Consider the following 20,430-nt stretch of genomic DNA (forward strand, 5'->3'; position numbering starts at 1 on the left):
CTGAAATAGAGGAGGATCGTATCATAACTCGATACGATCCTCTTTCATTTGTCATTATATCAATGTTTTCAATCTCATGACGGGCGATAATCTTTGAGAAGGAGGCCCCGGTTAGGGATGAAAGTATTCTGGATAACGGTCGTCTCCTCGGTTTTCAGGACGCAGAATGGCAGAACCCAACGGTCACATGCCGTCCCGAAGCACGTCCTGATCCCGCAGGACCTTTTCGATGACGGTCCCCCGGACCGCCTTCAGCAGGGGCTTTTTCAGCAGCTCCAGAGGACCGGGCAACGAGACCTCCAGCGGGGACCTGCCGTCCATCAGGCAGACGGTGCTGTGCAGCAGCTCCCGGATGTCGTACACGCTGCCCCACACCTCGGGCACGCCCCGGTCCACCCCCAGCAGGCCGTAGACGGCCTCCATGGCGGTACGCACGGAGTACTCGGTGGTGAACACGGTGTCCCGGGGGGTATCGGCGAACTGGCCCAGGAAGGCGAAGTTCACACAGCCGTCGGGGATCACATCGGGCCGGTCTCCCCTGGTCCGGGGCATGAAAAAGGCGGTGATGTAGGGCATCATGGTGGGCACGCACACGGCGCTGTGGGCGGCCAGGTCCGGGATCTGCTCCACCGGCACGCCGATGTGGTAGAGCCACTCCTGGGTGATCTCCTTTCCGGTACACTCCTTCATGGGCTTTTTCACATAGTCGCCGGGTACGTCGGTAAAGAGGCCGTACACCCAGACGCACACCTTCTCCGGCTCCTGCTCCTTGAACTGCCCCTGGCGGTTGATGGTCCAGCTCAGCAGCCACTTGGAGTCCTGACAGCTGACGATACCGCCGGTGACCACCTTCCCGGTGCGGGGGTCCCGCTTGCAGATGTTGGTGATATAGGGGAGGATCTTGTCGTCCAAAGTGGTGATGGTGGCCGACTCCCAGTTGGTCTTGGAGATGTCGGAGCAGAACTTCTCCGGCCGTCCAAAGGCGGAATCCTGCTTGGCGATGTTCTTCCACAAGCTCCAGCAGCCGCTGGTGCGCACCTCCGCGTCCCCGTTGGGGGCGTGGTCCTGGTCGCCGTAGATGGTCCCCTCGGTGCAGGAGCCGTTGGTGACAAACACCAGGTCGTTCTCCGTGAGGACAATGCCCTGCTCCGCGCCGTTGACCCGGCACTCGATGGCGGTGGCCGTCTTTCTGCCGTCCCGGATGTCGAAGATCACGTTGGTGACCTCGGTGCCGAAACGGAAGTCCACCCCGGCCTCCTCCAGGTACTTCTGCATGGGCAGGATCAGGGACTCATACTGGTTGTACCGGGTGAACTTCAGGGCGCTGAAGTCGGGGAGCCCCGCGATGTGGTGAATGAAGCGCTGGAAGTAGAGCTTCATCTCCAGGGCGCTGTGCCAGTTCTCAAAGGCGAACATGGTCCGCCAGTACAGCCAGAAGGTGGAGGAGAACACCTCGTCGTCAAAGACGTCCTCGATGGTCTTGTCGTACAGGTCCTCGTCCGGGGTCATGAAGAGCTTCATGATCTCCATGCAGCCCTTCTGGCTCAGGTTGAACTTCCCGTCGGTGCGGGCGTCCCGGCCCCGGTCCACCGTTGCCCGGCACAGGGAGTAGTTGGGGTCGTGCTTGTTGAGCCAGTAGAACTCATCCAACACCGAGGCCCCCGGCTTCTCCAAAGAGGGGATGGAGCGGAACAGGTCCCACAGGCACTCAAAGTGGTCCTCCATCTCCCGGCCGCCCCGCATCACATAGCCCCGGCTGGGGTCGAAGATGCCGTCGCAGGCACCGCCGGCCACGTCCATGGCCTCCAGGATGTGGATGTGGTCCCCGGGCATCTGCCCGTCCCGCACCAGGAAGCAGGCCGCCGCCAGGGCCGCCAGGCCGCTGCCCACAATGTAGGCGCTTTTGTTCTCCACCCCCTCCGGCTTCTCCGGCCGGGCGAAGGCCTCATAGTTGCCGTTGGTGTAATAGATACCCTTGCGGTTTTTCTCGTGCTTCCCCAGCTCCGTATTCCGATAAGATGCCGGGGCGCAGGTTTCAGTCCCGGCATCCTCCGCCGCTTTTTTGCCGCCGGACGCCTTCTTTGCCAGAACTACCGCCGCGCCCGCTCCGGCCACGGCCGCCGCTGCGGTCAGTTTGCCAAATTTCTTATTCATGTCAAGGTACCGCCTTTCTGATCCCTCCGCTCGAGATGGGATCCTTTTGATGGCATGATCTTACCCCCTGGGGAGCCATTCTTCCATTTACAATCCGGGCCCGATGATCAAAAGCTGATCATCGGGCCCGGATTGTAAAGCAGTTCTTATTCTGTTTCCGAAAAATTTCGGATGGCGTTGGCGATACTGCCCCGCATGGCGGCGCTGATCTTTCCCGTAAGCGCCCGGGGATCGGCGGTCATCCCCTGGCGGATCCAGTCCAGCATGACCCCCACAAAGCTGTACTTGTAAAATTCCGCGATAAAGGACTTGTCCTCCTCAGAGATGGCCGTCCCCCGGCTCTGTTCCTCCACCACGCCCCGGATCAGGCCGTAGGTCAGCTGATAGAGGAACCGCTCCATCTGCTCCCGGCTGATACAGCGGTAGGCGTTGAGGATGAAGGGCCTGTTTTCCTGCACCGCCTCAAAGATCTGCAGAAGCCCCTCCTGCCAGGTCTCGTAGGTCTTCTTCCCCTGGAGGGCTTTGGACGCGTCCTCGATGCAGGCCCACTCCACCAGGTCGTAGATGTCCTTGAAGTGGTAGTAGAAGGCCATGCGGCTGATGCCGCAGTCCTCGGTGATGTCCCGGATGGTAATCTTGTCCAGGGGCTTTTTCAGCAGCATATGCTTCAGGGATTCCTCCAGAGCCTGCTTTGTGGTGTTTGGCATATTACTGCGCCTCCTTTTCGTGCTGCTGGATCACTGCCGCAATGGTCTCCGCCGCGATATGAGAGCCCAACTCACTGGGGTGGACGCCGTCGGCGGCATAAAAGGCCTGGGGATCGGTCCACTCGTAAAACCGCCGGCCTACGTCGGCGATCAGGGCGTTATTTTCCAGTGCCGCTTTGTGGTAGGCCTCGGACAGCTTTTGGGCCATCTCGTCGTAGTCCCAGCCCTTGTCCGTCAGCTTGGCCCCGCCCTTCTGGTAGGTCCAGGTGGCGAACAAAATGGGGACCGCTCCGTTTGCCCGGATCTGCCGGCAAAGCTGCTCTACACTGGAAAAGAAGCTCTTGGGGGCGGTGATGGGGCCATGGCTCATCTCCTGGAGCACCACATAGTCCCACTTCTCTTTTTGGAGCGCCGCCTGGGTCTGACTGCCCAGCCTGGTACTGGGGTTCAGCTGTTCCGACAGCCGCGCCCCGCCCCGGGTGTGGTGAACCACCTTCGCCCCGGTCAGGTTGGCCAGCATCTGGGGCATATTATTGGTGGAGATAAAGCTGTTGCCCAGCATGAGGATCCGCATGGCACTGCTCCTTACTCGTTTTTTTCACTGTTTTCCACTGCCATTATACACGGCTCCGCTGAGAGGAACAAGGCTGGGAGGCGCAGACTGGCCCATCAGATTTTGCGACGCAAGAAACAAAGATAAGACTACGGCCGCGTGAACTGATCGTGAATAGGTGGTCATGACCCCATATTTCAAAAAGTGTGCAGTTTTCCTTTGCCTCTTTTTTGAATAAATAATGGTGATTGATGGCCCAAAAATTCCTTTACGGAGAAAATGCAAAACAAATCAGCAGAAGTGCTTTGCCCACATTTGAGACTCTATTTATATAAAACGCCAGATAAATTATTGCCTGAAAAGTTATAAAAACCGCCTCAAAACCGATGTTTTGAGGCGGTTTTTGGTCCGAGTGGGGAGACTCGAACTCCCGGCATCTTGCTCCCAAACGTGTGTCTGAACCTTCAACCAGCACTCTACTGCCCTCTTTGGCCCTTTCCTCTGCTCCGGCAGTTTATCTTTGACACTCTTTTGCCCTGCGTGTTTCAAGCAAAACTTTCTCCTTTTGGGATGGGTGTGGGATTGGATTCTGTATATTAAAAGATGTTCCGTCCGGGGTGAACAGAAAAGACAGGCTGAATCGCCACAGAGGGGGCGCAGAAAATGCGCCGCATAAACAAAGAATAAGCCCTGGCGAGGCACACCCTTTCTCAAAAGATGGAAAATGTATATGCAGCCGCAATAACTCGCTCATAATCGGATTCTTGTCATATAATCAGCAGATGACAAGAAAGACAACAAGCAATATCGTTCGGAACAGTCATTCTTCTGTAAACAGTCCATTCTTTCCGGTAGCTATTTTCCTCGTTCTGTGGTATTGTTCGGTTGCCGAAAGGAGGCGACGATATGCAGAAAGGAAACAGCTATACCGTAGGCCAGTGGTGTGACCGCTGGTTTTGTGAGAACCAGAGTAGATGGAGCGGCAGCACAGTGGGCGGATACCGCAATCTGATCTACCGCCACATCCTTCCCGAGATTGGGAGCATTCCGCTGGCGGAGCTGTCGGAAAACACTGTCACCGGCTTCTATGACAGCCTGCGGAGCCAGAGGCTCAGCGCCAGAAGCGTCTGGTGCGTCCACCTGCTCCTGCGGCGCTGTATGGACGAAGCAGCCCGTGACCAGCTTATCCCCTATAACACGGTACGGCTCTGCCAGGAGCCGCAGGCCGAGGAATATAAAACCGCCCCCCTGCGCCTGGGGCAGCTCCAGCGGTATCTGAACACAGCGGAACAGCTTGGCGTGCTCCCACTCATCTACACAGGACTCTCCAGCGGCCTGCGGCAATGTGAACTCATCACCTTGTCGTGGGCCGATTTTCATATCCGCTGCCGGTATATCCTCAAGGGACATCGACTGCTGGCCCTCAACCGTAAGGCGGAACATCTTCTGGAACAGATACCGGAAACTGACTGCTATGTGTTTCTAAACCCCAAGACCGGAGCGCCGTATCAGCTCCACGAGCTCTACTACCTGCACAAGCGGATACTGAAACAGGCCGGCCTGCCGTGGGTGGCCTTCCGGAACCTGCAGCGCCAATGCATGGAGGTGGGGGTATGACGTTGAGAGAGTATATCCTCCACTGGCAGGAGGCCTATGACAAGAACCAAAGCAGGCCAACCACCTATGCAGCCCACGGTTATCTCTTCAAAAACCATATCCTCCCTGGCTTGGGGAATATACCGCTGGAGGAATTGACTGCGAAACAGGTCGGAGATTTTCTGGAAGAGAGAAAACGCTTTGGCGGCCACCGCCTGGAAAGCCCTGAATACCCAGGACTGGGCGAATACACCATGCGGCACATCCACCGACTGCTCCAACAATGCCTGGACCAAGCGATCCGGGACGGACTGATAGAGGAAAACCCCGCCCGTGCGTTTCATTATCCAAAGCCCAAGAAGGTCAGCGCCAATGTGCTGACGCCGGCAGAGGTGGAGGACTATCTGGATGCGGCGGAGCGGCTGGGCCACCTCCCCATGTTTCTGCTGGCACTGACGGCGGGGCTTCGGCAAAGAGAGCTGATCGCGCTGAAGTGGAGTGACCTGGACGTGGCGGAACGGACGCTGACCATCTCGGAGAACCGCTCGGTGGAACGGCGGGAGTTAGTGGAGTACAAAGGCGGCACCAGAACCATCAGCCTGACCACAGAAGCGGTTGAGCTCCTAAACATGGAACACGCCAGGCACTCCAGCAGCCCGCTCATGTTCATGCACCCAGCCACGCAAAAGCCCTACTCACCCCAGATGGTGCGCCGGATTCACAATGAAATTATCAAGGAAGCAGGGTTGGATCACATTCGGTTCGCCGATCTTCGGCACACCTGCGCCGTCCTGTCTCTGCAAAACGGAATGGACACGAAAGAGGTTTCTCAGATGCTGGGGCATTTCCGAACTTCAATGACGCGGCAGAACTACGCCCCCTACTTGGCAAGCCACGCCGCCAAAAGCGAAAACAGCCCTGGTGAAGCATCCCAGGAGGAACTGCGGCAAGCGGCAGATATTCTGTATAATCTCCTGAAATTCTGATAGCTATTCTGCGGAAGGTGTGGTATATGTTTGGGTCGCAAGGAGATGATGACGATGGAAAACAAACTGCTCAAAGAGCTGTATGATTGCTTTTATATCCGACCGGAGCTTGACGAACAGGAGAATGAAGTGGAGAAGTGCCACAAGGCGTTGATCGCAGCTTTGGAAAAGCCGGAGCGAAGACTGGTGCTGCGGATCATCGATGCCCAGGACTCTATCAGAGAACAGACCTCCCTCGACAGTTTTATGGCTGGCTTTGAACTGGCGTGGAGGCTCTCGGCGGAATTGCACAACGACGAAAACGAGCGCTCATTCTCCTGTCGGACCAGGAGAACGGGCGCTCGTTTTTCATCTGAGGGAGAACCGGAATGAAGAACAAATTGCCATAACCGTAACGATTACTGCCAGTTTCGCATTGAGGGCCACTGTGTCATCTCAAAACACAATGGGCAAAAGCGCCCGCACTAAGCCCAACACCCGCAGTGACCGCGCCCCAGGCGACGTTTCCGAAGCTGCCAGAACCAGCGGTACTGCAGGCACATGGACCGACGCAAAAACTGAGCCACATAAACAAAGAAATAACTGCAGAAGTATTACGGAGTGCTCCTGCCATCATAGAAATTACAGGGAGTCTTTCTAAGAAAAACTAAGAATCGTGCGAATGCACGATTTTCTTGCGCATTCCTGCTGAATATGCTATCATTATATACAACGCTGTCAGGTGTTGGAATAGATCTTGACGGCATGATCGCATGAACCAAATGCTCTGCCGAACGGCAGGGCATTTTTTCCTATCTGGAGGAATCTTCTTATGGCAGTCAGTTATAAAAAACTTTGGAAGCTACTCATTGACAAAGATATGAAGAAGAAGGATCTGTGCGCAAAAGCAGGAATTAGTCCTGCCTCGGTTACAAAAATGGGAAGAAACGGGCATGTAACCACAGAGATTTTGCTGAAAATATGCACAGCCTTAGATTGTCAAATCGAGGACATTTTAGAAATTGTACCGGATAAAGAATCGTCCTGAAAAATGGACTTTTATTGTGAGAAAATATTATGTGGACAGATGTAAATATATACTGCTTGTGTAAGGAAGCGAGGCTTGCTCCATGGCAAAACTGATTGGAAGCGCACAATCCACTAACTTTGGAGAAAATTTGTTTATACGCAAAGCCCAGGAGTTTTTGGACGATCAGTACATCATTTACTGGAATCGTCAAATATATGGCCGTGAGTTTGATGTCTGTATCCTTATGCCAGGAAAAGGCATTTTGGTTGTGGAATTAAAGGGGTGGCGTGAAGAAAATATCCTTCGTATTGAGAATAGTGATACCATTATAATCAAAACAAACGAAGGAGAAACTCTTGCTACGCCACAAAAGCAAGCGCGCGGATATCGTTTTGCAATTGAGAGGCATATACGTCAAAATACAGGTAAGTTTCCATTAGTATTTCAAATGGTCTGTCTTCCCCAAGTTTCTAAGGATTTTTATCACAGAAAAAGGCTGGATGTGGTTTTAGATGAGTCATTCACCATATTGAAAGAGGATTTGGATGATACATCTTCTTTCTACAAAAAAATTGATCAGGCATTATCAGAAGCCTTTCGCTGGAAAAGAGATCCGTTTGATTCAAAGACCATGTTGGAAGTTCGTAATCTGTATGAAACTGATATTGATCTGGATAAAGATGACGAATCTGAAATTGGAAAAGGACAGGTACATTCTTATCATCAGCATGATTATTCTCGCTTTTATTACTTCTCCGAAGCTGATGAATTGAATGGCAATGTCATCGAAGACATCAAAGTTCAGTATATGTGCGGTTGCAAACTATATTGTGTGTTTTCGAAAAAAGAGCAAATGTTATTTGTGCTTAATGCTCTTGATGTAGCACTTACACAAAAAGGATTAGTACGGAATCGGGATAATATCGAAATCGCATTTGACGAACAGAAAAACCATATTCCGCCTGCTACTTCCGTTAATGATATGTTCATGGGCTTTCACTGCTCCATGAGCGTATTGAGTGAGCCTTTTGGCAAGAATACTACTTCCTTTGTAATTCATAATGGAAAATATAACCGTTCTCAAGAATCTATTCTCAAAAAGCTTAGCGAACAGAGCCAGTTTAATTTTGAGCAATATGAAGTTGAGCATGCTTCGCCGAAAAAGAACATTGTAATTCGCGCCGGTGCAGGTACCGGCAAAACCTACACGATGATTTCTCGTATTGGATTTATCTGCTATACCCAAAATGTTCCGCTGCGGAAAATGGCTGACCGTATTGTGATGATCACATTTACAAATGAAGCTGCAGATCAAATGGAGGAAAAACTCAAGACATACTTCAGGAATTGCTACCTGGTAACCTCCAACCCTGATTACCTGGAGATGGTGTCCAGAATTGAACACATGCAGATTAGCACGATTCATTCCTATGCGAAAGACTTGATTGCCCAGATGGGCACCTCATTTGGCTATGGAATCGACTTGAGCATAACCTCCAGCGAATTTTATCGCCGCAAAAAAATTACAGATCTACTTGATGAGTATATCCATCAGAAAAGAATCGAATGCGGAAACGACTATACAGATAAGCTGGGGATGCCTGTTTACGCTATACGTGACAGTATTCTTGATTTCATTGGAAAACTGCATAATAAAAGTGTCGATATCGAAACTATTGAGCCTCAAGATTTCGGAACCCTTTTGAATAGCGAGGGCCACGGTGAATTGCATGAATTACTGGCCAGCGTGATCCCGGCTGTTGAACAAGAATATCTGGGGGAACTTCTGGAAAATAACAAAATCCACCTCAGTTCTATGATGTCTATTCTTAATCGATTCATCAATGATCCAGACAGTGAGAGCAGAATCAGAGAGTTAAAGATAGATAAAGGTGCTCAGCAGTTTATGTTTGTTGATGAGTTTCAGGATACAGATGACTCTCAAATTGAATCTTTGCTGCGGATTGCCCAGGTACTTGACTATAATCTGTTCCTTGTAGGCGATATTAAGCAGTGCATTTACCGTTTTCGCGGCGCAAAAGAAAAGGCTTTTGACCAATTGGGAATTGACAAAAATCCCGAGAAGTGGTTGGAGTTTTCTTTGCGGCGAAACTATCGCACGGATAAGTATTTGCTGGATATTTTTGACCGTTCTTTTGCTGCATGGGGTGAAATGGATGAAGAGTTGCTTGCCTACGATGCAGCCAAAGATAAACTAATCGGCACAAGAGACTATAACGGGAAATACTTGACCTCCAAGAGCCGGTTCTACCGGCGACTTCCGGCAGCAAATGAAGAGATGCGGATTCCCATTCTTGTTGAGGAGATTAAAAGAATCCAGAAACGCATTCAATACGAAGAGAGCCACGGAATGAAGCTTTCCGCAAAGGAAAAGAGCATTGCGATCCTGGTTCGTGAAAACTGGCAAGCTGATATGATTCGTACTGACTGTGCCAAGCTTGGAATCAGCGTACATACCAACACAGGCGGGGACTTATATATGTCCCAGCCTGCTATGGACATGCTCACTTTGGTCAATGCTTTGGTTCATTTTGACGAAGCTGACTATCTTTACAACCTTGTAACCTCAAATTTCTTTAATCTGGATATCCCCAAATCCAACCTCTATGAGATACGTATGAAGATTCGTAACGGAAAATGGAGGGCGAAGGCAGACGAGAAAGAACAGGTGAATTACCTTATTAATTTTATGAATCTGATGCTTGCGAACACTGTTGATAAGAATAACAGATGGGAATACATTGTTGCAAGCCTTAGAACACAGCCCGTTCTTCAGGCCATCCGCAAGGTGTACAGCACTCTTGAACCCTGGAAACACTTCAGCGACGATCCTTGGAAACAGCATTACTATCAGCTGAATATTGATTTGTTGTTTGAGCAGCTCATCAACGCTTGCAATGTAGATCGGCTTACTATTAACACATTGCAGGAGCATCTTTATAATAGCATCATTTCTCAGGTCTCTGTCGATAGTCGAACTCCGGCCAGCAATGAGGAAGAGTCTACCATTCAGTGTATTACAGTACATAAATCGAAGGGACTTGAATATGGCCATGTAATTCTGCCGTTTTGTTCGGCTTCCATGGATTTTATCAAAAGGACGCAGTTACATATCAGCACGACCAAGTGCCAGGGCCGGTATCGTATTGGTTATAGCATGAGTGTGAGCAATTCCGGTCAAACTGTTCAAAATGATTTCTATGATGAAGTCATTGAGAAGTCTGAAAAAGCTCGGGAGGAAACCCGCATCCTCTATGTTGCTATGACAAGGTCGATTCGCTCATTCTCCTGGGTGGAAGTTCAGGGGAAGCAGAACCTATCTTGGCAGAATCTCATAGAAACAGAGGTGTAAGAAATGCCGTTTAAAATCTACACATATGAAGACCCTTATAAGTTAGATAAAGCGGATTTCTGGAATGAGATTTCTGCCTTACCACACTTCTGTAGTGCAAGAACCCTTGTAAATGGCCTCAAGGATGTTTTGGGTGATCGAATTGAGGGTTTGATTTGTCCATTGGATGAATTGGTCAAACACGAAGATGTTTATATGCAGTGGACGGATAATATCAGCCTTCGGATTCAACAGTATAGTGCTTTCTCAGCAGTGTTCAAGAAACTGTTAGAGAAACGGAAAATCAGTAAGCCGTTCCACATGGCTTTGGCTCACAATCAAAATCATTTCCTTGAAGCTGTCCGTCTCTTCATAGAATTGGATATCGGTGCATCTGCTGTTGATGCAAGCAAGGGAAACACGGAGCAACGGCTCTTTGTCTATATGCTGAAGCAAGCACAGCAAAGTTCGCTTTTCAGGTTTCCAGAAACTCCTTGCCGTGAAAAGCTCAAAGAAATCGTTGTGTCTCTTGCAAAAAAGGAAGTTGAAGAGTGTACTGGAACACCACAGGAAGCAAAGCGTTGTGAAAGAGCTGTCGATATTACCAAAGCGCAACCCTTTGACAGCATTGTGGTTCACGGTGTGCATCAGTTTACACCGGTACAGCTCCGGCTTTTACTTGCTATGGAAAAGATGGGGATAACCATCATCTTTTTGTTCAATTATCAGAAGAAGTATTCCAAAATTTATTCCTCCTGGAATGAAATCTATGGTTGCTTCGAAGTTCCCATTCACCATGATACTGCTGTATGTGAATATGAGCTCCCCACAATGCAAAATCCCAGCAATGCCCTGGCCTGCGCAATAGGCGAAATTTGCGAAGATAGAAACGCAGTAGGCGGTCCGTTACTTAGGAAATGGCATAAGCTGTACAAGAGCGTTCAGCTTATGGAATTTGCGAACATTACAGAGTATGCACATTTTGTTTCCAATCACTTTGATGCGGCGATTCAGCGATATTCTGAATCGCGTAGTGTCATGGAGAGAGGCAATGATGTATGGAACAATGCGGCTGTTCTCCGACATTTGGATGAACAAGTATACACTGCAAACAAAGATGTTCACACCTTGCTTAAAATCTACTATCCTGAATACGCCAAAGATCGTCACTTCCTTTCCTACCCTATCGGACAGTTCTTCTCTGCGATTTACCGTTTGTGGGACTATGAGCACAGACAGATCATTTTCGATATCAACGCTATAAAAGAGTGTTTGTCTTCCGACATCCTCAGTGTAGCTCCAGGAGAAGTACTGCTGCGTACCTTCTACAATGTTGCAATTCTCTTTGAAAATGTGACAACATACGAGGAATTTCAAAGCAAGATTATTGAGGGCTATGCCAAAAACTATGATAAGCTGGCGGCAACACCGGGTACGGATACACTTTCCGAACTGAAAAATCTATCCGTTTACAACAAGTACAAGGTTGCAAAAAAAGACTTACTTACGCTCATTCGGGCAATTGAAGAGATCAATGAGATTGCTACATATCTGTTTGCTCTGGACAATTCTCGTGAGGATTTCATCAATTTTGGAAAGCATTTCCGCAACCTCGAAGAGTTTCTCAAACAGCGTGAGTTAGCTCTGGCCAATGAGCAAGAGCGAGCCTTGATTTCGGATCTACAACTGCGCCTCGATAAAATAAAGCCGGAAAACTCTACCTTCTCCGGTACATTTAGAGATTTGCAAGAGGGACTATATTACTATTTGAAGCAGAAGAACGATGAAGATCAAGGCGTAGACTGGATTGTAAAAAACTACGAGCAGATTGACGGCGATATTCTACAGAGCAAACGTCAATTTGAGAAAGAGCAACGTAAAGTTTACCACTTTGCATGTGTATCGGATCGCGACATGAATATGAGTGTCAACGACCAACTCCCGTGGCCTCTCACGGACGAGTTTATTCGTGCTGCTTATTCCCCCATTGATCTACAGTTTCAGGTGTACTACACCGCACTGGGGGAACGTAGCAATTTTCTTAGATATGCTCTGTTTTACGGTCTGTGCTACAATCGCTGTGATGTTCGGCTCAGCTATGTGAGGCAGTATGGTGACGAAACAACGGAACCTTATGCTTTACTGTCCATCTTGGGATTATTACCTAAGGCTGATCTGATTGAACGCGTCAATAAACCTGTTCCATTTTCAATATCCGTTGGACAAGATGTGACCAAGGGCGTTAAATATGACCGATATCAAATGATGGATATGTTTTTATGCCCGTATCGCTTTTTCCTGGACTATGTAATGGAAGATGGCCCGGTTATACAAGGAAATTTCCTGTACCAAAAATATTTTGAGAATCTACTAATTGAAGCAGTTTGGAAGCGAATTGGAAAGCAAAATCGCTCAGATGTGATGAAATTTTTACCCCAAATTTTGGCGCAGGAGACGCAGAAACTCGAACCCTACTTTAAGTTTTGGAAATCAACCGAGATTTTAGACCTTAGAGCAAGAGCAAAGAATTACCTTGTCCATGAAATAATTACAGAAGATCACGGAACAACTGTAAAGCCCTACGATCCTTCCCACATGCAGACGCGAAAACTTTTTGGGACGGCTCTATTTTCTGTTGATATCTCTGAAGTTGAAATAAAAAACCCGTATCATGAATTTGAATCGCTTGCAAGAAGAGACGGCTGGAAAAAGATTTATTCACTCCGCAAGCTGCCAAAACCAGAGAATCAAATGCCGGTCGATATTCTTCGTGGCGAAACCAAAAATTATCTCAATCAGACATTTGGAAAAGGTAAAACAGCGATTCCCTCTGATTGGTGCATTTATTGTGTGCATAGAGGAAATTGCATGGAATCTTTCTTATGTAGCCAAATCAGCATGTCCAGCTCCAGGAATGAACCTCGAAGCAATTGGGAGTCCCATACAAACACCTCTGCCAAAGCTTTGCGGCCTTCCGTTTTGGGATCTTTAACAGTGAATATAGAAGAACCCCTTGTTTTGAAGCCAGTTGCGCATGGGGCGCTGGCTACCGATGCTACCCATGACGAGGCTGAAAATGCTGTTTCTGCATCATCTCCACCCGCCATTCCTGATCCTACGGTCGAGAATACACCTTCCGAAGGCAAAGTTGCGCCAAATGAGTGGGGTAATTTTGAGCAAATACTAAAGACCATTCAAGAAATGGTAGAAGGAAACCGCCAGGAAATACAAAGTCTTAAAGGTGAGCTTACCTCGAGAAAAAGCCGCCGTGAGGATACCACTCGCATTGAGGCTCGCTTGGCAGAGGAAGAACGTAGAAGTCAGGAGCTTCTGGACAAGCTTACAGAAACAGAGGATCGACTGGCCACAACAGAGGCCCAGAACCGCGACCTCTCTCATACTGTCAAAACCCAGGATGCACTACTGGAGAGGAAACGAGCACTTGAATTCACAGAGGATGAACTGGAAGAGTTACACAGGTATTCTACAATCATTGTGTTTGACACATGCTCGATTATGAATTATCCGAACCTACTCGACGGTGTAAATGATGGTGAGCTTGTTGTAGTTCCTAAGGATGTAAACAATGAACTCGAACACCATAAGACCCGTTTCGGCGCGGATGAGCGAAAAATCAAAGCGCAGCGGGCTATATCAGCAATCTTTAACTACAAGCGGCATTTCCCGCTTACTTATGCTGAAGGTTTGACTGATTTGGTGCCCAATGTTTACCGTGCAGATACCGGAGAGAAGGAACAAAACGACAATATGATTTTATCTGTGGCCCTCCGATATAAGTACTATACGGATATTCCTGTCATTTTTATTACCGATGATAGAAGCCTTTCCAATAAGGCATCCGGTGAGGGGCTTGAGGTATGGACAGCAAAGGACTTCCTCACTCCACCCGAATCCTCGTTTGAGGATGTGCCTCAGGCGGTTGTGAGCGCAGAGACAGTAGTAGGTACTGAGCCAGCTGAGAGCAGCGAAGCAACACAAATCACAGCAGAGAAAACAAGTGCGGTTGCAGAAGCTGAGAGACGGGCAAAAGCACAGGAAGAATACCTTGCCCAAAAAATTAGTCTGAAGGTACTTCACTTAGAGGCAAGCCAGATTTCTGTTTTACAGAACAATGGAATTAGAACGCTTGCTGATTTTATGGCCCAGACCGAGAGCAGTTTTGCGAGCCTGAAAGTCAAGAAAGGTGTTCCTTTTACTGCAAGATTTCTAAAAGAACAAGAGCGTATCAAGCGTAAACTCGAAAATCTATAATACCGCAAGAGGCTACAGTGCAGCATTAGTTTCTTGCTTAAGCTGAGAAAGGAGAGCTGCGTATGTTGGTAGGATGTTATTATCGCTGTCCTATCGTCGTTGAAGAAGGTGACAGAGATCATCCCAGGTTTTATGTCCTTGCTCAGCTTGTCGAGTACAACGAAATTGCCGATGCAGTCAAGGTCGAAATGCACGATCTATTGGGCAGCAGGCAGTACTATGGGGATTTATTTCAGCACAATGTGTTCTTTTCTCGAGCGGTGACTCGTTGCGAAGCCTGTCCGGGTGGTGCTGTTGAAGGGTGTTGGGGGCGAGGCACAATTGTGTCTCGCGCCTCTGAACCCTATTCTGAGGACGAACCCTATTGGTATTGGATTAAACTGCCAAATGGACAGCATGTCAAGGAGTGCGAAACGGAACTCAAGTTTGATTATTCGCAGATGAATTTCGCGCCTGATAAGCAGCTCCGGGCCTATGAGTTCCAGCACCCCACTTGGTTCATCAATCATCTCAAGGTAAGCAAAAACCTTCACCTTGTGAATAACGCTACCTATGGTTTCCATGTACTTGCCGGGTGCCGAGCTTTTCTGCTTCCGCACCAGATAAGCACAGTGGCCCGTTGCTTTGAAACCACACCTGTCCGTTATATGCTGGCGGATGAGGTCGGCTTGGGCAAGACAGTCGAGGCGTGTTCTATTCTCAGTATACTGGCCAGTGAAAAGAAGGATCTCCGAGTACTTATCATTGTCCCCGGAGCATTAGCGAGCCAGTGGAAAAACGAGTTGCACTACAAATATGGTCTTAATGCGTCTGTTGCCTCGCCTCGTGCCCAGATTTGTCTGCTCCCTATGGAGGATATCGGTAAATCTTTGTTGACTCTTTCTATGCCCTGGGATCTTGCTATTGTAGACGAAACACATAGACTTCTTGCCAACGATACTTGGTACAGCCAAGTGCAGAATCTCAGCAGGAAAGTAACACATATTCTGCTTTTGTCTGCAACCCCTATACAGGACAGAAATGAAGAGTATCGCCGTTTGCTTGCGCTACTCAATCCAGAGCAATATGAGACCATGTCTGCTGAACGCTTTTCCTGGATGGTAAAGCGCCAAAAACGTATCCAAAAGTCTGCTAATCTTCTTTTGGGATATCTGGAACGCTATGACGAGTATACAGAAATCGTCTTAGATGATTTGAATAGCATTGTGGAAACACTTGAAGATGCAGCCCTGGAGAAGATGGTTAAGGATATTGACCTCAGTACAGAAGATCAAGGACTTTCCACGGTCAAGCAAGCTTTGGCGTATATTTGTGAGAATTACAGAATTGAGCGAAGAGTAATCCGTAATCGTCGGCAGTTAATTTCTGAAAAAATGGCTCGACGGACCTTGTGTGCTATCCCGTACTCACCGCTGTCTCTTAACGAAAGCTATAATGAAATAGGGGCAATCCAAAATACGCTCGCCTATCTTGCTGATAACGGTAAAGATGATGAAGAATATGTGACCCAAACTGCAATTCCTCTTCTTTCTGCGTTGTTCAGCAGCCCGTGGGCTTTTGAAGATGCCCTCCATAAGCTCCAAATTGATGATGGGATATTGTTGGACAGCGCAGCTGCGTGGAGACGCCAAGCGGAGAATGAGCATAGTTTGGTGAATGTTGCTCTTGATGAAGATCCTGATCTTATCAAAGGCCGCTTAATGACTGCCATGAACTACATTGACCAGGAGACAGATATCTTGGACGATGAAACCTGCAAACTGGTCGTATTTACAGCGCATAACGCTACACTTGTTCAATTTCTGAAATTGTTCAACACGCGATATGCCGATATGGGGATTCATGCGGTGGCATTTGGCAAACACATGGATCGAGATGAGCTTGAAGACAGCGTATATGCCTTTCAAAATAATCCTGCGTGTCGGGTAATCATCTGTGACGAAACCGGTGGTGAAGGCCGAAACTTCCAGAACGCCTCCCAGATTATCCATCTTGATTTGCCGTGGAATGCCAATGCGCTTGAACAGCGTATTGGCCGCTTAGACCGGTTGGGGCGTGACCCCAACATGGATGTTTTGTCTGTTGTACTTTATGCAGATACTTCTGTCGAGGAGCAGCTCTTCCGCATTTGGAAAGACGGCATGAAGCTGTTTGAGCAGTCTCTGAGTGGCCTTGAAATCATCACCGGGGAACTAAACGAACTGATTGTTGATGCTCTGCTGGATGATTACTATACCGGTCTTACCAATGCGTTTGATGATATTCTGGACCAGGCAGAAGAAATGCGGGAAAGCGTTGAGGACGAGCAGGATTTTGACCTTGGAGCCACTTTGTATCGTCCCTTGTCCCAGGGGATTGATAATGTTCTCGGTATCTACGCATCGGAAGATGACAATCTCTTTGCCACAGCCATGATGGGCTGGGGAAAACAGGCTGGTCTTTCCCCGGAAAAGCCTACCAGTTCTGGCTTGATTGAGTTCAGAGAAAGTACTTTCAGCGTAAATGCAGCCAGGCAGTCTCTTTTCATTCCTCCCGTGTGGGATAAATATACCAATTCCTCCATTATGAGAAGAGAAGGCAGGCTTCTTGGTTCCTTTGACCGCCGGACTGCTGCAACCCGAGAGGATATTCTTTTCTTTGCACCGGGAGACCCTGTTTACGATTCTATCATCTCAAATGCAGTGGGCTGTAACAGAGGCAGATGCACTGGTATCGAAACGGTTGCAGCATACAACTATGATGGCCTTGTATTCATCTACAATATCGCACCAAAACTTGATGAGTTGCTTGAAAATGGGATGACCCTACAAACATTGGCGCAATATAGAATGTATCTCCCACTCAAACAGATTATTGTTACTGTTCCCTTAACAGCCCGAAGCAAAGAAGTTCCCGAAAAGGAGATAATCAATACTCTGCTTGCTCTGCGCCCCAATAGCGTCAACCACCTTGGGCGGCGTGGCGGCAGCAAAATGTCAATTTCGCCTTTGGAGCACTTTATCAGTCGAACCCCTCCCAGTACATGGGAACCTCTGGTTGATAAAGCTTCTGCAACAGCCTACAAACGGGCCTGTGCCAGACTTGAAAAGCGCTCTGATTTTGAAGCTGCTGAGAAAGAAATGCAGCGCGTTTTGAATGGTTATAGAGCAGAATGTATCTACTTTGAACGAGATATGTCCGGCGTTGATGAAAGAGCACATCTGTTTGACATGACACTTCGGGCGCTCAAAAATGCAAAACCGGAGTTAGATGCAGCCTGTTTCTTGAGGGTGAGAAGTAATGGATAGTAAAGAAGTATTACAGCAATACATAGTGGGAGCCATGAAGTCCCAAAGTGCCATTGCGGAATTAGAGAAAAAGCTTGTCGATACATCTGATTTTTTGAAAATGCAGGAGGCAGCAAGATCACGCTATGTAATTGGATTTATCCGACGCGTCGTTCAGTTCAAACGAGAAGAAGCATCAGCAAAGGATATATGCCTAAATATTCGTGACCTTATCTTAATTCTTGGTCGTGTGAAGCTTACTGAAAAACTTTATACGGTTGTAAAAGAGTACGGTACAGAGTTCGATCTTGTGTGTGAAAATGACCTGCAAGTGTCTTGTTTACACCATATTCCAGAATGGCTTGAACCTCATCAATACATCAAGGATGTGTACGCCCTTCGCCATGACAATGGTATTGAGCTTGAAACTGAATCTTCCGGTGATGCGATACTGGCAACACATACTGGCTTTAACGCCTATAAAAGCTTTGAACAAAAGGTAGCCGTTCATACAGCTTTGAATTTACCCAATGGCCATACACTTCTTATTTCGCTACCTACTGGCGGTGGCAAGAGCTTGGTTACGCAGCTGTTGGCAAGTTCTTCTGACGGGTTAACTGTTGTAATTGTGCCCACTGTGGCCTTGGCATTAGATCAGTATTATGCAGCCCAGCAAAACTTGACAAATGGCACCGAGATTTATTGTTATCGAGGCGAACAATCTGAAATTGAAAGAGTTGAGATTATCAAAGCTCTGAAAGATAAAAAGGCACGTATGCTGTTTACTTCTCCAGAGGCAATTTTGAAGAACTCAGAGCTTCACCGCATATTGGACAATGCAGCAAAAAGTCACTATTTGACCAATGTTGTGGTTGATGAAGCCCATGTTGTTCCAGATTGGGGCGTGTTTTTTAGACCTGACTTTCAGATTTTTTCTATTCTTCTGAAGAAGTGGAAATATGAATCGGAAGGGTTCATCCGTACATTTCTGCTTTCGGCCACGCTGTCTGATGATGTAGTTGACACCTTGTTTGCACTGTTTGGTTCAGACGGTAAAAATGCTCAGGTTCGTTGTGATGCACTTCGCCAGGAGCCACGATTCTATTTCCACTCTGCAAAGTCTCGAAAAGAACAAATTGATAAGACTATCGAGGCCATCAAATTGCTTCCAAAGCCGATGGTTGTCTATGTGCTTGAACCAAGAGAAGCTAAGGAACTGCAAAAAAAGCTTTGTGAATTTGGATACAAAAATATCCCCGTTTTCACCGGAGAAACCAAGGAAATAGACCGAAACACTATATTAACCGGCTGGAAAAATCACGACTTTGATGTTGTGATTGCTACCTCTGCCTTTGGTATTGGTGTTGACAAACCTGATGTCAGAACGATCATCCATGCTTGCTGTCCTGAAAATCTGAGCAGATTTTACCAGGAGGTAGGTCGTGGTGGTCGTGATAGGCTTCCATCGCTTAGCCTGTTTATTCCTTATCAGAGCAGATACGATAGCGACGGTGATGTGCGTCGGGCGCTGGGCCTTGTCAGCAAAAGAGTTCTCACCGTTGACCGCGCGGTTATCCGCTGGAAGGGGATGCTTTCTAACCCTGCAGCAATGATTGATTTTGATGAATGTGTTTTGAACACTTCTGCCACACCTTCCACGATGACAGACGAGGAGGCCGAGTATGCAGGAAACAGAAATGTTGCATGGAATGTAAACTTACTGCTGTTTCTGCATCGCACCGGATTTATTGACCTTCTTGATGCAAACTATGTATTCGACAAAAAATCGAATCCACCAAAAAAATACTATACGGTCACGATTAAGCTACTACAACCGAATATCCTCAGCGATGATGACATTCTCACAGCCGCACTGATAGAACCCCGCGCCAGAGAATATGAAGCACAAATGGTTGGATATAGAATCATGAGTGAACTTGTATCCTCTCCCAAAGCATTGTGTTGGGGGCGTGTTTTCAGACACCTTTTCCCGCTTTCTCGGGAAGTATGCAATGGCTGTCCAGCAGATCCTGAAGGCCGCATCACAAGTGATGATACTTACAAGTTGCGAACCGATCCCGAGATTAAGCTTCCAGCTGCACCTCCGGCTCCACGCTTGGGGCGAAACATGGGGTCCTTTAATGAAATGATTATCAGCAGACCATCAACAGGACCTTGCAGCACTGAAGAAGTTGCTGTGATTGCAGCAAAGGCTTCTCAAAACAATATTGGTGCATTTGTTGTTCCAAGCCGTCTGGCCGATGAGATTGTTTACAATGGCATTCTCTTGAATTACGAAGAGTTCTATTATGCGGTTGTCCATTGCCCCTATCTCTTCGCTAAAGGTGTTGTCTGTATTTTTGACGGCGACACCGCCACAAACTTTACTCTGTACAAGAACCTTGGAAAACTGGATGCCTTTGGCTATCGTAAGATACTCTACTGTAACGAGAACACCATCGTTGCCAATGGTGGTAAAACGATAAGAGAGTATAGCGACGGTTATCCTATTCCGATTCAAAAATTCTAAAGGAG

Annotated in this window: 11 protein-coding genes; 8 read left to right on the forward strand and 3 right to left on the reverse strand. The window is 47.9% G+C overall.

Annotation, left to right across the window (positions count from 1 at the left end; translation table 11 throughout):
- Window positions 1-183: 183 nt before the first annotated feature.
- The 3 genes from KFE19_02710 to KFE19_02720 form a co-directional block, all read right to left on the reverse strand.
- Window positions 184-2,154 (reverse strand): oleate hydratase, encoded by a 1,971-nt coding sequence (locus KFE19_02710; GenBank protein ID QUO38445.1) that lies wholly within the window; start codon window positions 2,152-2,154, stop codon window positions 184-186.
- A 146-nt stretch (window positions 2,155-2,300) separates the two neighbouring features.
- Window positions 2,301-2,861 carry a TetR/AcrR family transcriptional regulator C-terminal domain-containing protein gene (locus tag KFE19_02715; protein QUO38446.1) on the reverse strand — a complete coding sequence of 187 codons (561 nt, stop codon included), beginning with the start codon at window positions 2,859-2,861 and terminating at the stop codon, window positions 2,301-2,303.
- Between the two features lies 1 nt (window position 2,862).
- Window positions 2,863-3,435: an SGNH/GDSL hydrolase family protein gene (locus KFE19_02720; protein QUO38447.1), complete on the reverse strand. Its 573-nt coding sequence runs from the start codon at window positions 3,433-3,435 to the stop codon at window positions 2,863-2,865.
- 885 nt (window positions 3,436-4,320) lie between these two features.
- On the opposite strand from KFE19_02720, the gene KFE19_02725 reads away from it, so the two are divergent.
- From KFE19_02725 to KFE19_02760, 8 genes are all read left to right on the forward strand, one after another.
- A complete protein-coding gene (locus tag KFE19_02725) occupies window positions 4,321-5,031 on the forward strand; it encodes a tyrosine-type recombinase/integrase family protein (GenBank protein QUO38448.1) in 711 nt (236 codons plus the stop codon).
- Window positions 5,028-5,996 (forward strand): site-specific integrase, encoded by a 969-nt coding sequence (locus tag KFE19_02730; protein ID QUO38449.1) that lies wholly within the window; start codon window positions 5,028-5,030, stop codon window positions 5,994-5,996. Before KFE19_02725 ends, KFE19_02730 begins: the two co-directional genes overlap by 4 nt.
- Before the next feature lie 45 nt (window positions 5,997-6,041).
- Window positions 6,042-6,368 carry a hypothetical protein gene (locus tag KFE19_02735; GenBank protein QUO38450.1) on the forward strand — a complete coding sequence of 109 codons (327 nt, stop codon included), beginning with the start codon at window positions 6,042-6,044 and terminating at the stop codon, window positions 6,366-6,368.
- Between the two features lie 439 nt (window positions 6,369-6,807).
- Window positions 6,808-7,023, forward strand: a complete 216-nt coding sequence (locus KFE19_02740; protein ID QUO38451.1) for a helix-turn-helix transcriptional regulator — start codon at window positions 6,808-6,810, stop codon at window positions 7,021-7,023.
- Between the two features lie 82 nt (window positions 7,024-7,105).
- On the forward strand, window positions 7,106-10,378 hold the full coding sequence (locus tag KFE19_02745) for a UvrD-helicase domain-containing protein (protein ID QUO38452.1): 3,273 nt from the start codon (window positions 7,106-7,108) through the stop codon (window positions 10,376-10,378).
- Between the two features lie 3 nt (window positions 10,379-10,381).
- Window positions 10,382-14,629 (forward strand): hypothetical protein, encoded by a 4,248-nt coding sequence (locus KFE19_02750; protein QUO38453.1) that lies wholly within the window; start codon window positions 10,382-10,384, stop codon window positions 14,627-14,629.
- 62 nt (window positions 14,630-14,691) lie between these two features.
- Window positions 14,692-17,916: a hypothetical protein gene (locus KFE19_02755; protein QUO38454.1), complete on the forward strand. Its 3,225-nt coding sequence runs from the start codon at window positions 14,692-14,694 to the stop codon at window positions 17,914-17,916.
- Window positions 17,909-20,425 (forward strand): ATP-dependent DNA helicase RecQ, encoded by a 2,517-nt coding sequence (locus tag KFE19_02760; GenBank protein ID QUO38455.1) that lies wholly within the window; start codon window positions 17,909-17,911, stop codon window positions 20,423-20,425. The genes KFE19_02755 and KFE19_02760 overlap by 8 nt, the downstream gene beginning before the upstream one ends.
- Window positions 20,426-20,430 lie beyond the last annotated feature (5 nt).

Source organism: Dysosmobacter sp. Marseille-Q4140, assembly GCA_018228705.1.
Taxonomy (GTDB): domain Bacteria; phylum Bacillota; class Clostridia; order Oscillospirales; family Oscillospiraceae; genus Oscillibacter.

Coding starts and splice junctions, on each gene's coding strand:
- KFE19_02735 (QUO38450.1), top strand. CDS start 6,042: ATGATGACGATGGAAAACAAACTGCTCAAAGAGCTGTATGATTGCTTT.
- KFE19_02720 (QUO38447.1), bottom strand. CDS start 3,435: ATGCGGATCCTCATGCTGGGCAACAGCTTTATCTCCACCAATAATATG.
- KFE19_02745 (QUO38452.1), top strand. CDS start 7,106: ATGGCAAAACTGATTGGAAGCGCACAATCCACTAACTTTGGAGAAAAT.
- KFE19_02715 (QUO38446.1), bottom strand. CDS start 2,861: ATGCCAAACACCACAAAGCAGGCTCTGGAGGAATCCCTGAAGCATATG.
- KFE19_02730 (QUO38449.1), top strand. CDS start 5,028: ATGACGTTGAGAGAGTATATCCTCCACTGGCAGGAGGCCTATGACAAG.
- KFE19_02740 (QUO38451.1), top strand. CDS start 6,808: ATGGCAGTCAGTTATAAAAAACTTTGGAAGCTACTCATTGACAAAGAT.
- KFE19_02725 (QUO38448.1), top strand. CDS start 4,321: ATGCAGAAAGGAAACAGCTATACCGTAGGCCAGTGGTGTGACCGCTGG.
- KFE19_02710 (QUO38445.1), bottom strand. CDS start 2,154: ATGAATAAGAAATTTGGCAAACTGACCGCAGCGGCGGCCGTGGCCGGA.
- KFE19_02750 (QUO38453.1), top strand. CDS start 10,382: ATGCCGTTTAAAATCTACACATATGAAGACCCTTATAAGTTAGATAAA.
- KFE19_02755 (QUO38454.1), top strand. CDS start 14,692: ATGTTGGTAGGATGTTATTATCGCTGTCCTATCGTCGTTGAAGAAGGT.
- KFE19_02760 (QUO38455.1), top strand. CDS start 17,909: ATGGATAGTAAAGAAGTATTACAGCAATACATAGTGGGAGCCATGAAG.